We start from the raw sequence: 13890 nt of genomic DNA, 5'->3' as shown, positions 1-13890 counted from the left end.
GTTGCGGCGTTGAAACAGAAACGAGAAATTCATGAGTTTTGTCGCGTCTACATTCCAGGGTCAAGCAGCGGCGAGAGCTGCGTTGGTGACGGCACGCAAGGACCAGCCAGGTGCGTTGGTCATTGGTGCCGGAGTGAGCGGGTGGACCACCGCGTTGGTGCTGGCTCGCCAGGGCTGGCGAGTCGCTGTGGTCGCCGACCGGTTCGGCTCCGACACGGTGTCGACAGTGGCTGGTGCGCTGTGGGAATGGCCTCCCTCGGTGTGCGGCCGCCATCACGATGACCAGGCTGTGCTTGCCCGTTCAGCCGGTTGGGCAATGCATTCCTATGAGCGTTTCATGAGGCTTGCCGCCGATCCGCGCACCGGGGTAAGTCTTCGGCCCGCGGTCTTCTACTTCTCCCGCTCCGTGCGCGAGGATCCGGCCGAGTTAGAGAAAATGCTCGAGCTCGAAAAGTATGTACCGGGGTTCGTGCATGACGCCGCACTGATCGAAGCCCACGGTGTCAACCCGAACGCCGGGGTCGTCGACGCGTATTCGCATTTGGCACCCACCATAAATACCGACAGATACCTAACCTGGCTGGCCAGCCAAGCCGAGGCCGAGGGTGTCAAGGCCATCCGGGCAAGTATCTCCGGTCCGCTCGAGGAACACGAGGATCGGTTGCTTTCCGAATACGGAGCTGACCTCATCGTCAACTGCAGCGGCCTGGGAGCGCGTCAGCTGGCCGGCGACCGGGCCATGGACCCGCACCGTGGAGCGCTGCTGCGTGTGATCAACGACGGGTCGTCGATACCACCGGTGACGGCGGCCCATGCGGTAGCCAACAACACCGGTAGCGACGACCAGAACATGGTCTTCATCGTGCCGCGTGGAGCTGACCGGCTGTTGCTGGGTGGGCTCGTCGAACCCGGTGAATACGACACGAATCTCACCCTGGACACCTATCCGCCGCTGCGCGAGATGCTCGAGCGTTGCACAGAGTTCCTGCCGATTTTGCGCGGTGCCCGGCTGGATCCGGTCGACCCTCTGCGGGTGGGGTTGCGGCCGTTCCGTGAAGGAGGTGTGCGACTCGAAATGCAGCCTGGCACTCGGATCGTGCACAACTACGGTCACGGCGGTGCGGGCGTGACTTTGTCGTGGGGTTGTGCTCACGACGTTGCCGACCTAGCCGGCGCGATGCTAGTGCGGCAGGCTGCCGTCTGAGACTGCCGTGGCGAGGCCGCCGAAAGTGCCGGCGGAAGTTCGTTGTTCGATCGAAAGGGAAAGGACCAAGATAATGATGATGATGGCTATGCCCGCCCCAGAGTGGGTGACGGTATTGGGCTGGGTGGTGACGAGCGTCGGGGTCGTGCTGGCCGGTGTCATTCTCGCCGACATCTACGTTGGCGGTCATCGGCAGCCCGTGCACGCGATGGAGGCCGTGTGGCCGATCACCGCGATTTATGCCGGCCCGTTCGCATTACTGGCCTACTACCGTTGGGGCCGACCAGCGACCCGGAAATGGCAACGGCAACACGGGGAACCGCCTCGATTGGGATTTCCCGCGACGGTCGCAGTCGCAACTATTCCCGGTGGCGCCGCGTCAATGATTGGGCACGCGATCGCCATGCCGCTAGTGATGTGGACCGGCGTGACCATCGCCCACCAGGCCGTGTGGCCGATGATCTTACTGATTGCGGCGTTCGCCCTGCCGCTGCTAATTGCCTTCGAATACCACTGGCTCTCACGCACCGGCTCAGCGCAGACCGCCGGTCAGCGGCTGCGGGCCGCATCGCTGCTCTCCACGCTCGCGATCCTTGCATTCGACGTCGGCATGGGCGCCTCGATGCTGTTTGTGGCCTTTGTATTGAAGTATTCGGGCACGTCGATGGCGCTGTGGCTGATCATGTGGGCCGGCATGTGGCTGGGCTTCGCGACCGCCTATCCCGTGGTGTGGTGGTGGCTCAAGAACGACGCAACCAAGTCGCTGAGCCCGGCCGAGATCACCGACACAGAGCTAGTTGAGAGGGCACGCTAGCTCAAACCCGTGCTGTCGGCGCTGCCTGACAGTGTCGATGTGTTCGATCGGTAACTCGGCCGCCACCGCAGTACCGAGCAGAAGGAGGGTGAATGTGATGCGTCGATCGGTTCGTTATCTCGCCGTTGTGGTCGCCTTGGCGGTGATGGCAGCGGCCCGCCCCCCGATTTCCAGTTCGGCGGCCGTCCCCTCCCCTGACGGGGCACCGCGCGTTGCCGCGATCCTTCCCGCCAATGGGGCGCTTGTAGGCGTAGGGCACCCAGTCGTGGTGATCTTCACCGCGGCAGTGCCGGCGACTGATCGCGCCGCGATCGAGCGGACCATCCGCGTCGCGTCACCGGGTGACATCACCGGTCGCTTCGAGTGGGTCGATGCCCATGTCGTGCAGTGGGTTCCAGTTCGCTACTGGCCCGCGCACTCCCATGTCACGGTAAGCGTGCACGAGCTTGACACGGGATTCGACACCGGCGATGCGCTGCTGGGAGTGGCCAGTATCTCCGCACACACATTCACCGTCAGCAGGAACGGAGAGGTACTTCGGACCATGCCAGCATCGCTGGGCAAGGCCAGCCGCCCGACCCCGGTCGGCACCTTCACGGTGCTGGAAAAGCAACGCAGTGTAGTGATGGATTCGCGAACCATTGGTATCCCGCTGGACTCTTCAGAGGGGTACAAGCTCACCGTCGAGTACGCGGTCCGCGTCACCTGGGGCGGCGTGTATGTGCACTCAGCACCCTGGTCAGTGACCTCCCAGGGAAACACCAATGTCAGCCACGGATGCATCAACCTCAATCCCGACAACGCCGCATGGTACTTCGAACGCGTCACTATCGGCGATCCCGTGCAAGTCGTCGCATAACGGGTCCGATGTCCAGACGCCCCTACCCACACCCCCACCAACCCCCTCCAACAGCACGCAGCACCAACCACCCGATTACACGAGGTCCGCTTCACGACAGCTAGCAGCCAACGAGCAATGCTGGTCTAAGTACGAAACCAATAAGACACAGCGCGCAACCCCAATCGCCAAGTCCTGCCCTGGGAGCGCCTATATATTGCCAAGGCTGGGGCCGCGCGCATGCGGCCAAGATCGGCGGTCGTGGTCGGATACCCGACATTGTGTGTGCGCCATAGTTTAATCTACTATGCACATACGTAGTTGAGTACATCGCGCGGTGTGGGATGCGGGGCCGGTGGGAGGCGTGACGGTGCGGGTGCGCGGGTTCGGAGAGTTGGAAGCCGTGGTGATCGACCGCATCTGGGACCGGGATGGAGCGACGAGCGTCCGCGAAATTTTCGACGAGCTGGCTGCCCAACGCGAGATCGCCTACACCACCGTCATGTCAACCATGGACAACCTGCACACCAAAGGGTGGCTGGCGCGTGAACGAGACGGCAAGGCCTACCGGTACTGGCCGACGTTGACCCGCGAGCAGCACAGTGCCCGGCTTATGCGTGAGGCGCTCGACGGCGGGGGGCGCTCCGAGCTGGTGCTTAGCCACTTCCTCGAACAGATCAGCCCAGAAGAATCCGCGCGGTTGCGTGCTGCGTTGCAGCGGCTGCCCAGACGACGCCGACGCAAGTAAACCATGCCGGGCCCAGGGGCTCTGCCTGCAGCACGTCGAATATGGCTGCCTTGCAGTGGCATTGGTGCGAAGTGACTTCGCGTTCGTCGGCGGCTACGGTGGCCCCATAATGCCGCCGTGTCCCGTCATGCCGCCAGAGCCGGTGCCGCAACGACTTGCCGTCCAGCAGGTATCCCTACTTCCTATGTGCATAGTTAGTAGGTTAGGCGGACGGTGCCCGCAATGAACGGAGCCGACGCGGCCCTTGCTGCGCCCGGCCAACCATTTCAGGAGCCAGCCCGATCGCACGTCATTTATCGCGTTCGTCTTGTGCGTCGCCGGGGAGTTGGACGAAACCAGCGTGGCCACGGCGAAATATGAGGCTTACTATCTACGTACAGATATCGTAGATAGTAAGGATGGTAGCGCTTGGGCTGGTGAACTTGCCAGGTACTCAACTCGTGTCATAACAGGAGGTGATTGAGTGCCAGGAGCCAACCGCAGGATCGGAGGGGCAAGTCGCGGCGATGGCGCCTCTCTTCGACGAGCGCGCCGCCCGGCTTATGGCGATACACAATGGGGTTAACGGGCGTCCAGTGTCGCACCGAAGACGTCGTCCGCGAGGCGCGCCAGCGGAGGCGGGAGCAATCACGAGCCGCAGCCGCCGAACGATCGGCGGGAGGGCCGCTGTTCACCACGGCGCGCGGCATGCTCATCGACGAGCGACGCATCAACTCAAGCACGCCTCGGCTGACCACTCCTGACGAGATCGGCGCCGCGCTGGGCCAGCTGGTGATCCTCGACGCAATCGGCCAACCGTCGGCCGGGCATCGGGCCGTGATCGAACTGCTCGTGCCGTCGGGGATCGACTACCACACAGATTGCTTCAGACATTGGAATCGCCGCAGCGGCGGTGGAGTCTCGATTCATGTTATCCCGCGGCCACTCATCCAGAGGCCCATCGGCGGCGAATGCCAAATGGCGCAAGGCGGTTGGCTTGAGCCTGAAGCCGTCCGCCAGCCCGTCCACGCCCTCAATCCCAAATGCGTGCTAGCAGCTGGGGATGGAAGATGATGAGGACATCGCTACGCGGGCTCGGCCCGACTGGTGACAACCACCACCACGCGCTGTGGGATGCCGCCTACGTCTTGGGATCACTATGCGCCACCGATCGGCGCGACTTCGAAGCGCACATCGCCGGCTGCCCGCAATGCCGACAAGCCGTCGCCGAACTCAGCGGCATCCCGGCCATGCTGTCACAGCTCGACCGCACTGACATCGCCGCGATCAACAAGGCAGACCAGCCATCCGCCGCATCGGAGATGCCGCCGGAGTTGCTCCCATCGCTACAGGCCGCGGTGCGTTCCCGTCGCCGCCGAACCCGCATGATGACTTGGATGGGCTGGGCGGCCGCTGCCGTCATTCTGACGATCGGTGTGCTGATCGGGGTTCACAGCAGTTTCTTGACGTCCACCCCGCGGCAGTCGACCGTGTCGGCCCTGCCAATGGACCAGGTCGGGACGACCCTACTGTCCTCGACGGTATCGCTTAGCGGCGAGCAGTGGGGTACAAACATCGCGCTGAAGTTCGTGTGCATGGCTCCACCGGATGCCTCCCACGATACGGTGGCATTGGTCGTGGTAGGTCGCGACGGCAGCCAAACCCGGCTAGCGTCTTGGGTGGCCATCCCCGGCCACACGGCGACACCCACCGGCAGCGTTTCGATGCCGATCAACCAGATCGCTGCAGTACAGGTGGTTTTGGCCGACAACGGTCACGTGATGCTGCAACGCTCGATATAATTTCGACGCACGTCGCATCAATCGGTTTCCAAGGCGCAACGCTATTGGCCCGACGCGAATTCATAGTGACTAGGTATGGATTCTCCGCGTTGGGCGCCCCCGAAGATCAGCACGATTTCGTCGTGCGCGTTGATGGGCAGGGCCGCAGGGTTGCCGGTGACAGGATTGCCATTGAGGAAGGCCCGCAGCGTCTTTCCGTTACCGGTCTGCAAACCGCCGATGCTATCGGTGGACAGTCCGACGTCCCATTCGGTGAAGAACTCGCCGAGGGTAAACGTCCGCGTCACGGGCGATTCGATATGAATCACCCCCGTCGAGTCGTGCGTGTGCACGGGGCTGATTCCCCCCCGGTCGACACCGATCATCGCTGGGACCTCAACGGGTTGCCCATTAACGCGCACGTCGAGGTGGGCATGAATGTGTTCGACAGTGCCCTCGCGATTGAGCATGGGCAGCCCGGCCGCGCGCACCGCGGCAGCTGCATCGGTCGGAGCGCTCCACGGCGGAGCCGTCTGACGACCGACCACAGTGGTAACGGGTGGGTTATGCAGCTGCGGAGGAACTGCTTGATTCTGTTGAGAACGAACCGATTTCGCGATGACGACGATGGCGATCAAGACAACGATTCCTGCTAAGACGATCCGTACCCATCCTCCGCTGCGCACCCCGCGCGCCCGCGCGACAGCATTCCGTGCCGCGACACTGAATCCCTTTCTCCTGCTCGCACCATTTGGCCTAGCACCTGGCGCGTTTTTCGGCATCTTGAGCCTCCATTTCACGGGGGTCATGCTCATGGCCCGGCGGCCAGGAATTGAACGAGCGGAGGGAGGTCCTGGCCCGGATCGCCCAAAGGACGATCGCCGCGACGCCGTGGTGGCGGTCGACACCATAGTGGTTGCAACCACGCTGATCGGGTAACTGTCCGCCCAAGGCGATCCTGTTGCGCATCGATGGGTCGAAGATGCAGAGATACATGACGAGGCGGGTTCGGAAGTGCAAGGCCGCCTGCCGGCCATCGCGTGCGTCGGTGCGCATCATTAGCCCCGTCCGACAGCGCAGGCCAGGGTCGCGAGCCCCGGCAGCACCGACTGTATGTCTCCTCCTCGAATAGACCATAGGCCATCCGGAGTGATCTACGGTCTATGTACATACACAGTAGAATATTACCCTTGCAACCCTTGCAACCCTTGGCAATCCAGCCACCGCCGACCATCGCGCGACCGTCATCCGCAGGAACAACTCCCAAGTTGCTCTCATTAAAGCCCCTGCGTTGGAATGAGTTTCTTTCGGCAGTGCTGATTTCACACGAATGCGACACCGTAGTCGGCTCAATACTGGCCGATTTCTTAGAATTCAGCGGCCTTGTGCACCGCCGGTCTTTCAATTCGATATGCACCGACGCGACTCCCGAGGATCCCAGCCAGTTTGCGGATACGTTTGGCTCGTCTTCTCCGGGAAGGAGACTTTCTACACGAGAGCGGAATTTATGAAAATCGGCGTAGTCGTTGCGGCGACCACACTCCTTGCCAGCGTGCTGTCGCCACCAGCATCCCAAGCTGAGCCACTCGCCGCGGCCGATGACCTCAAGATGAACGGTGTCTACCACTACGCCGACGAGGATGGCGATACCGGAACGTGGACGATTAGCACAACATGCAAGCAGGTCTGCGTCGCCCACGTCACGACCGGTCCAGGTCAAGGGTTCAACGCCCCGCTGATTGATGGTCGTTACGACGTGAAGCGGACGATGCCGGCGGGCGCAATCTGCAGCAACGATCTCAGCCAGCATCCGGTCACCGTGGATCAATGGTGGGACCCGTTGACGCTCACCGGGGTTGCGATCTTCTTGGACAGCACCGCACCCTGCGGCCTGAGCGATCCGAGCGACACCTTTACCCTGACAAAAATCGGTTAAGCTCACCCGCTTATCCGGTGCAGACCGCATCGGGCCGCTGCGCACTGCCGGGCCCACCGCATTGAGCCTCCACTAAGCAAGTGCAACCTCGTGCGGGCGAGCCCATTAGGTGCCGACCCAGGTCGCCGACACGTTCATCCCTTGTCGGGTGCGGTCGGGTGACAACATGCGCACTCGTCGCTGCAGCATGATCCCTGCTCGGTTGGGACGAGCGTGAGCGTCTGAACACCAACCGGCGATGCCTGGGCGGTTGGCCCGCAGCACGGATCGGTTAGCGGTGGGTGTGCACCAATGTTGATATGGGGTGTCGACGTCAATTTGAGCGCCACCGAGGCGACGCCCGGCAACGGCTGTGTTTTGGCGGCGCGGATCGCGTTGAGGATGACGAGCACTTCCGCGGCTTCGTGGATGAGCACCACTGCGGCCAGTCCGAGTAGGCCCAACGCGGCGATCGGGATCAGGACGGTAATGATCGCTAGCGACAGCACGATGTTCTGCAGCATGATCCGGCGAGCCCGGCGGGCGTGAGACAAGGTCTGCGGAAGGTGACGCAGATCCGCGCCCATGAGCGCGACGTCGGCGGCTTCGATCGCGACGTCGGTGCCCATGGCGCCCATGGCAATGCCGATGTCGGCAGTAGCCAGCGCCGGCGCGTCGTTGATCCCGTCGCCGACCATGGCGATCGGCTTACCGCGGGCCAATTCGGGCAGCAGTCGGGCTTTGTCCTCGGGTAGCAGGTCGGCGTGGACGATGGTGATACCTGCCTTGTTAGCCACGGCCTGGGCGGTGCGCGAGTTGTCGCCGGTGAGCATGGCGACCTCGAACCCGTTACGACGCAACGCAGTCACGACCTCGGCGGCTTCTGGTCGAAGTTCGTCGCGGACCGCGATTGCGGCCATAAGGGCGCCGTCGCGTTCGAGCAACACCACGGTTGCTCCGGCCCCTTGCAGCCGATCAACCTCGCTGCGCAGTGGTCCTGAGTCGATCCAACCCGGTTTGCCCAGCCGCAGCGTCATCCCGTCGAGTTGGCCGGTCAATCCGTGCCCGGGGACCGCGGTGACTCCGGTGGCGCTCGGGATGTTGGTCTCTATGGCGGCCAGAATCGCTTGCGCGAGTGGATGTTCGCTGCGGGCTTCCAACGCAGCCGCTACCCGCAGAGCGTCGGTATCGGTGCTGTCACCGATGGTGATCGTGTCGATGACTTCAGGCCTGTTGCGGGTGAGGGTTCCCGTCTTGTCGAGCGCCACGGTGCGTATCCGACCCAGCGCTTCGACCGCAGCCCCACCCTTCACGAGCGCGCCTTGCCGGCTCGCGGCGCCGATCGCGGCCACCACTGTCAGGGGCACGGCGATCGCCAAGGCGCACGGCGACGCGGCCACCAACACAACGAGGGCGCGCTGCAGCCAGACCAGCGGATCACCAAGCAGTGCGCCAAACACAGCAACAGCAATGGCCAGGATCATGATCGCCGGCACCAGAGGCCGAGCGACCCGATCAGCGAGGCGTTGGCCGGCACCTTTACGTTCCTGAGCGTCTTCGACAATGTGGACAATCCGCGCTAGTGAGCTGTCGTTGGCGGCGGCAGTCACTTCGACCTCGATAGCGCCGCTGCCGTTAATGGCGCCGGCATGTAGCTGGTCGCCCGGGCCGGCTTCGATCGGCACCGACTCCCCGGTGATGGCTGATGCGTCCAGGCTGGTACGCCCGGCCGTGATCATGCCGTCGGTAGCCGCTCGCTCCCCCGGACGTAGCACCATCCTCTCGCCGACCGCGAGATCCTCTGGGGCCACGGTGATTTCGCGGCCGCCGCGCACCACGGTGACTGTCGGTGGCACCAGCGACAACAGAGCGCGAAGGCCGCGGCGGGTCCGTGTCACCGCGTAGTGTTCAAGCCCCTCAGCAATGGAGAATAAGACTCCTAGCATCGCCGCCTCGGCAAACTGGCCCAACGCGACCGCGCCCACCGCGGCGATCGTCATCAACGTTCCCACGCCGATGCGGCCATGCCGCAATCCGCGCAACGCACCTGGCACGAATGACGCCGCACCGGCCGCCGCTGAAGCGCATTCCAACACCGAGGCCACTGAAGTGCGCCCGAACACCTCGATCAACCAGGCAGATGCGAGCAGAACGGCGGCCAGCGCCGCCCACTGCAATTCTCGAACCTGCCAGAGTTTTTCCGGCCCCGCCTGCGGTTGGTCAGCCTCGTCGCTTCCACAGCACGCATCAGACATCGTTGCGCTCCTTCACAGGTGACACGGAGAAGGTCATGACAGCCGAAGTGAGCTCCCGGCCCTGTTCGGTCAGTCGGTACATGACGAGTCGGCCGGACCGGCGGGAGGACACCAGCTTGGCGACTTTGAGCTGACGCAAGTGATGCGACACGAGGTTCTGCGCCTGACCCACCACCCAGGCCACATCGCACACGCACAATTCGTCACCCGTCAGCAAGGCAGCCGCAATCGTGAGTCGCGTCGGGTCACTCAATGCTCGGGCGCGAGCGGCGAATACCTCAATTCGATCCAAGGACGGCAGCGACGCTCGAATCGACTCCGCATGCCGCAGGTCCAGGCACAAGAGGTCGCAAGTATCCAACGGAGACTGTCCCATCCGTATATACTAACGTATATTGATATGAGCCGGAAGGTCTCCTCGGCATCGCTTGCGCTTTCCCCACGCAAGCGACACGCCGGTGTGATCGGCTGCTCGCCGTCCGACTGGCGCAGTTCGCAAGTTCGCTGACTCGTCCGATTCATTTGTCTAGAACACCGCGAAACACATAGCGATGTAGTGGCACATCGCCGCGAGAACGATGAAGGCGTGGGAGATGTCGTGATGGTGAAGCGCCCCCGGCCGCAATGCATAGAGAACACCGCCGAGGCTGTAGAAGGCGCCCCCGACCAACAACATGACTACCGCTACTGCGCCGGTGCTTCGCAAGATCGTGCCGCTGTACTGCAGGATCGTGCCGGTGTAACAGATCGACGCCGCCCCCACCATCAGGCACAGCGGTGCCGCCACCCAGCGCGGCGCGGTCGGACAGAGCAGCGTGAGCGCAACTCCGGTCAGCGCTGCACCCCAACTGGCGGCCACGACCAGATGTTCTGTCGGGTGCGGTAGGGCCAACCAGGCGAACGGCGTGTAGCTGGCGGCGATGAATACGAAGATCATCGAATTGTCCAGCCACGTCCGCGGCCCGGGGTCGAGTGAGTGCCGGTTGACGCGTTGAAACATTGCGCTCATAGCCAATACGGCCACGATCGCGACGAGGTAAGCCAATGTCGCGAGCCCCGCCTGGTTAGACGGGACCGCCCACGCCACCACCAGCAATGCCACGGCCGCGATAAGGGCCGCGGCCGCGAAGTATGGGACGGGCCCGCGGCGCGACCTCGACTTAGCCAGACCCAGGGCACGGCCCTCGCCGCGGTGGCTCATTCGCGCAAAAGTGCACGACGATCACCATGGAAATGCGTATAGCCGCTGATGGCCGTGCAGGCCAGTGCCGCAACCACGAGCATCTGGCATCCGCTAAGTAGCAGGCTAATACCGCCGCCGATAGCGCCGCCGGCAACGAAGCTAAACCAGAGCAGGAAGTAACTGAGCCACTCCGTGGCGTCTCCACCGCTGACGTGGCGCTCGATCCCCTGGCCCATTTTGACGAGCGTGCCGGTGACGTAGCTGAGCGGGACCGAAACCTCTCCGCCGTTGACGAATGAGGTATTCAACGCACCAATCGCGAATGCGAGGAACAACACTGGGACAAAGGAGACCTGACTGGTCGACCATCCGTCGATCGCGATATCGACGACGGCGGCCACCATGAGGGTCAGTGCCGTGAGCACGGTCGGGCCGTGCGGATGCGCCAACCATAGGTGGCGTCGACATAGCGATGCGACTACCACGCCACCGATAAAGGACGCCAAAATCAGTGCAGCACCGATCGAAAGCTGTGGCTCGTTGCGGAAGAAGCCCAACACGGCGCGGTCGCTGTTACCGGTCATGAATGTGACAAAGTAGCCGGCAGAGTGGGTAAACGCAGTCGCCCCGATCAGACCCCCCAGCATCGCCAATACCCACGACAATCGTGCTTCGCGCCCGAAAATCACACGAAACTTGGCTTTAGTAGCGGCCTCTCGCAGTCCCGTGTCCGCAGCCGTGTCGATGCCCATACGCAACTCCAGCGGAGCCCAGTCCAGGCTGACCGACTCCCCGCAGCCGGTGCACTCATAGATGCTCACCGAGAATCGCGATCGCGATAGGGCTTCTGCATCGCAGCGCCGGCACTGCGGTGCCGAGTCGACGATTTGGTCAATTCCGTTGTCCGACATTGGATAGCAAACCTTCCTCTTGCTCATGAGTTGGCAGTCGTGCCGTCGGCAAATGAATAGCTGTCTACGCTGGCTGTTGCCCCGCAAAGTCATTGCCGGCAGTCATTGTCGATCTGCACAAGCTAAGCGTTGTAATCCCTTGAACTACAAGATGATTATTGAGTATGTGCCGGTCGTCTGACCAGACGATCCGGCGATACCGCCCGCCGATATCACTTCTTTGAGTGATAAACGCCCGGTGATGATAGCCATCATTGCGTTCCGCTCCATACGTTATGCCTTGGTGGAGCGGTGTATCGGGCCATGCGGCTCCTCACAATGCGCACCGGCCGAATGTCCGTCCCCACTGGTGCTTTGAGACCCGTCGTGGTCCATCTGCAACGTGGTATGGGAAATACCATGCTCATGGCCTAGCAGCTGCGCCAATTCAATTCGTGTGGAGTGGCAGTCGCGAGTCTCGGCAACGATGATGTGCGCCGAGAGCGCCGGTTGGCCAGACGTGATTTCCCAAACGTGCAAGTCGTGGACCTCCACCACCGCTTCGTGTGCGGCCATCGCCTCACCGATCACGGCAGGTTCCGTGCCACTGGGGGCTGCCTCCAAAAAGATCAGGCTCGCCGCCTTTACCAACCCGACTCCGGCCCTCGCCATCAGCGCCACCACGATCAACGTGGCGATCGCGTCCGCGCGCAAAAAACCGGTGAGAACGATGACCAGCCCGGCCACTGCAGTGGCGATGAAGGCAAACAAGTCGTTAAGGATGTGCTGAAACGCGCCTTCAACATTGAGGCTGGTCCGGTTGGCGCGACTAATCATCCACGTCGCGGCGACGTTGACGACCACGCCGACTAGCGCGGTGACTAACACCAAGGTGCCCGCCACCCGCGGAGGATGAATCAGCCTGTTGACTGCCTCGAAGCCCAGCCAACCGGCCAGTACCAACAGGGTCACACCATTGGCCTGGGCGGACAGGATCTCGACGCGACGCCATCCATAGGTCATCCGCCCTGCTGCCGGGCGAGCAGCCAAACGAATCGCCCATAGCGCCAACGCAATCGAGGCTGCATCAGTGAGCATGTGGGCCGCATCGGAAAGCAACGCCAACGATTTCGCGACAATCCCCACCGACACTTCAGCCAGCATGAAAGCCACGATGACCGCCAGCGCACCAACCAGCCAGCGGCGGTCCGAGTCCGGCGACGAATGGCCGTGCGTGTGATTATGACCGGCGCTCATCGCGCCTCCATCCCTGCCAACTCATGCCCACAACTTATGCGTACATCGCAATATATGCAATGCTCAATTCGTCGCCGGCCAAGGCAAGCGCGCATGGCTAGTGATCCGAGATCTAACTCGGTGACCGCCTGCTGCGTGGCGGACCATCCGGCAAACGTTGGTCCCGATGGCGAGGTCGTAGCGAAGACAACCATTCCGGCGCCCGGCGTTTTCAATGCGTGCGGGGCTGGGTTCTGTCGCCAATCGTGATGAGTCTCGGCAGCCGCAGCCGCAGCCGCAGCCGCCGAGACGGGTTTGATACTGCAACAAGGCATGTGCATACTCCTGGACGATGTTGGTTCGCAGAAGCGACACAGCGGGGTCGCTTCAGTGATCTCTTTAGGTGTCCGAGGACGGGCAGTGACCGCGTGCGCCAAGCGGCGCAGTGAACACATCCTTCAGATGAATCGACGCAGTTCGATTAGCGGATGCCCAAGCTGAGTCAGAGTTAATCCGCCGATGCCGTCAGTAGCGCGTAGCTCTCGAAAGGAATCGGCGCAGACGGACGCAGCAACGAACGTCTGACGCTGCCGTATCAGCGACGTGCAAGACAGAACTGTTTCAATATGTCTTGACCGGTCAAAACGAGGGCGGCCCCGCGAGGCGGACCCCTTCTTAGTTGTGAAGACGCAAACCAGAAACCGACGGCTACCGCCGCTGCAAACACGCCAACCACGAGAAAATCAGAGGCGGCGCGGGGAACATCCACCGCAGTCCCCGCTTCGGGACACGAGCGCGGAGACCCGCGATCGCAATTCGTGTGGTCCGCGTTGACCGCGAGTGGACCACTGGCTGAGGTGATCGATGGATGTCCTGGATCGATGAGGCCGGCAACGTGCCACACATGCTCGGCGTTGCCACCCAGTAGCCACACCGCTGCGACGACGGCACTAGCCCATCGCACAAGTCGCTGTCTGGTTAAGTCGCTGCGCACAGTGCCCCTAAATGTAGCAGCAGCTCAACTCGGCGCAATGAATGTTGCGGCCT

Annotated in this window: 15 protein-coding genes; 7 read left to right on the top strand and 8 right to left on the bottom strand. The window is 62.6% G+C overall.

Going from position 1 to position 13890, the window contains the following annotated elements; all coding sequences use genetic code 11:
- The first annotated feature begins 85 nt into the window (after window positions 1-85).
- From MJO58_RS27730 to MJO58_RS27705, 6 genes are all read left to right on the top strand, one after another.
- Window positions 86-1204, top strand: a complete 1119-nt coding sequence (locus MJO58_RS27730) for an FAD-dependent oxidoreductase (protein ID WP_061559510.1) — start codon at window positions 86-88, stop codon at window positions 1202-1204.
- Between the two features lie 88 nt (window positions 1205-1292).
- A complete protein-coding gene (locus MJO58_RS27725) occupies window positions 1293-2018 on the top strand; it encodes a DUF4396 domain-containing protein (RefSeq protein WP_239723503.1) in 726 nt (241 codons plus the stop codon).
- Between the two features lie 97 nt (window positions 2019-2115).
- A complete protein-coding gene (locus MJO58_RS27720; RefSeq protein ID WP_061559509.1) occupies window positions 2116-2877 on the top strand; it encodes a L,D-transpeptidase in 762 nt (253 codons plus the stop codon).
- A 349-nt stretch (window positions 2878-3226) separates the two neighbouring features.
- Entirely contained in the window at window positions 3227-3604 is a 378-nt protein-coding gene (locus MJO58_RS27715; RefSeq protein ID WP_061560258.1) for a BlaI/MecI/CopY family transcriptional regulator, read from the top strand.
- Window positions 3605-4291: 687 nt separating this feature from the next.
- Window positions 4292-4657, top strand: coding sequence for a sigma-70 family RNA polymerase sigma factor (locus MJO58_RS29005; RefSeq protein ID WP_276327253.1), 366 nt, complete (start codon window positions 4292-4294; stop codon window positions 4655-4657).
- Window positions 4657-5385: an anti-sigma factor family protein gene (locus tag MJO58_RS27705; protein WP_061559507.1), complete on the top strand. Its 729-nt coding sequence runs from the start codon at window positions 4657-4659 to the stop codon at window positions 5383-5385. Before MJO58_RS29005 ends, MJO58_RS27705 begins: the two co-directional genes overlap by 1 nt.
- A gap of 41 nt (window positions 5386-5426) precedes the next feature.
- On the opposite strand, the gene MJO58_RS27700 is transcribed toward MJO58_RS27705, so the two are convergent.
- Entirely contained in the window at window positions 5427-6002 is a 576-nt protein-coding gene (locus tag MJO58_RS27700) for a hypothetical protein (RefSeq protein WP_175364748.1), read from the bottom strand.
- 118 nt (window positions 6003-6120) lie between these two features.
- Complete coding sequence (locus tag MJO58_RS27695) at window positions 6121-6423, bottom strand: hypothetical protein (protein WP_061559506.1); 303 nt, start codon at window positions 6421-6423, stop codon at window positions 6121-6123.
- Between the two features lie 448 nt (window positions 6424-6871).
- On the opposite strand from MJO58_RS27695, the gene MJO58_RS27690 reads away from it, so the two are divergent.
- A complete protein-coding gene (locus MJO58_RS27690) occupies window positions 6872-7300 on the top strand; it encodes a hypothetical protein (RefSeq protein ID WP_084954131.1) in 429 nt (142 codons plus the stop codon).
- 134 nt (window positions 7301-7434) lie between these two features.
- Here MJO58_RS27690 and MJO58_RS27685 read toward each other — a convergent pair whose 3' ends face one another.
- From MJO58_RS27685 to lpqS, 6 genes are all read right to left on the bottom strand, one after another.
- A complete protein-coding gene (locus tag MJO58_RS27685; RefSeq protein WP_061559504.1) occupies window positions 7435-9534 on the bottom strand; it encodes a heavy metal translocating P-type ATPase in 2100 nt (699 codons plus the stop codon).
- Window positions 9527-9910, bottom strand: coding sequence for an ArsR/SmtB family transcription factor (locus MJO58_RS27680; RefSeq protein WP_061559503.1), 384 nt, complete (start codon window positions 9908-9910; stop codon window positions 9527-9529). The genes MJO58_RS27685 and MJO58_RS27680 overlap by 8 nt, the downstream gene beginning before the upstream one ends.
- A 150-nt stretch (window positions 9911-10060) precedes the next feature.
- The gene (trhA, locus tag MJO58_RS27675) at window positions 10061-10735 is read right to left on the bottom strand and encodes a PAQR family membrane homeostasis protein TrhA (protein ID WP_061559502.1); all 675 of its coding nucleotides are present in this window, start codon (window positions 10733-10735) and stop codon (window positions 10061-10063) included.
- Window positions 10732-11469 carry a YoaK family protein gene (locus MJO58_RS27670; protein ID WP_082811761.1) on the bottom strand — a complete coding sequence of 246 codons (738 nt, stop codon included), beginning with the start codon at window positions 11467-11469 and terminating at the stop codon, window positions 10732-10734. Before MJO58_RS27670 ends, trhA begins: the two co-directional genes overlap by 4 nt.
- 432 nt (window positions 11470-11901) lie before the next feature.
- Entirely contained in the window at window positions 11902-12864 is a 963-nt protein-coding gene (locus tag MJO58_RS27665; RefSeq protein WP_061559501.1) for a cation diffusion facilitator family transporter, read from the bottom strand.
- Window positions 12865-13438: 574 nt separating this feature from the next.
- Window positions 13439-13807, bottom strand: coding sequence for a putative copper homeostasis (lipo)protein LpqS (gene lpqS, locus MJO58_RS29040; protein WP_491562439.1), 369 nt, complete (start codon window positions 13805-13807; stop codon window positions 13439-13441).
- Window positions 13808-13890 lie beyond the last annotated feature (83 nt).

This window comes from Mycobacterium lentiflavum (assembly GCF_022374895.2).
Lineage (GTDB): Bacteria > Actinomycetota > Actinomycetes > Mycobacteriales > Mycobacteriaceae > Mycobacterium > Mycobacterium lentiflavum.
Note: the sequence above shows the minus strand (reverse complement) of the source record. Positions and strands in the feature narration are given on the sequence as shown.

Excerpts from the sequence above, each read along its gene's own strand:
- MJO58_RS27725 (WP_239723503.1), top strand. The coding sequence starts at position 1,293 with ATGCCCGCCCCAGAGTGGGTGACGGTATTGGGCTGGGTGGTGACGAGC.
- MJO58_RS27720 (WP_061559509.1), top strand. The coding sequence starts at position 2,116 with ATGCGTCGATCGGTTCGTTATCTCGCCGTTGTGGTCGCCTTGGCGGTG.
- MJO58_RS29005 (WP_276327253.1), top strand. The coding sequence starts at position 4,292 with ATGCTCATCGACGAGCGACGCATCAACTCAAGCACGCCTCGGCTGACC.
- MJO58_RS27705 (WP_061559507.1), top strand. The coding sequence starts at position 4,657 with ATGAGGACATCGCTACGCGGGCTCGGCCCGACTGGTGACAACCACCAC.
- MJO58_RS27695 (WP_061559506.1), bottom strand. The coding sequence starts at position 6,423 with ATGATGCGCACCGACGCACGCGATGGCCGGCAGGCGGCCTTGCACTTC.
- MJO58_RS27690 (WP_084954131.1), top strand. The coding sequence starts at position 6,872 with ATGAAAATCGGCGTAGTCGTTGCGGCGACCACACTCCTTGCCAGCGTG.
- MJO58_RS27685 (WP_061559504.1), bottom strand. The coding sequence starts at position 9,534 with ATGTCTGATGCGTGCTGTGGAAGCGACGAGGCTGACCAACCGCAGGCG.
- MJO58_RS27680 (WP_061559503.1), bottom strand. The coding sequence starts at position 9,910 with ATGGGACAGTCTCCGTTGGATACTTGCGACCTCTTGTGCCTGGACCTG.
- trhA (WP_061559502.1), bottom strand. The coding sequence starts at position 10,735 with ATGAGCCACCGCGGCGAGGGCCGTGCCCTGGGTCTGGCTAAGTCGAGG.
- MJO58_RS27670 (WP_082811761.1), bottom strand. The coding sequence starts at position 11,469 with ATGGGCATCGACACGGCTGCGGACACGGGACTGCGAGAGGCCGCTACT.
- MJO58_RS27665 (WP_061559501.1), bottom strand. The coding sequence starts at position 12,864 with ATGAGCGCCGGTCATAATCACACGCACGGCCATTCGTCGCCGGACTCG.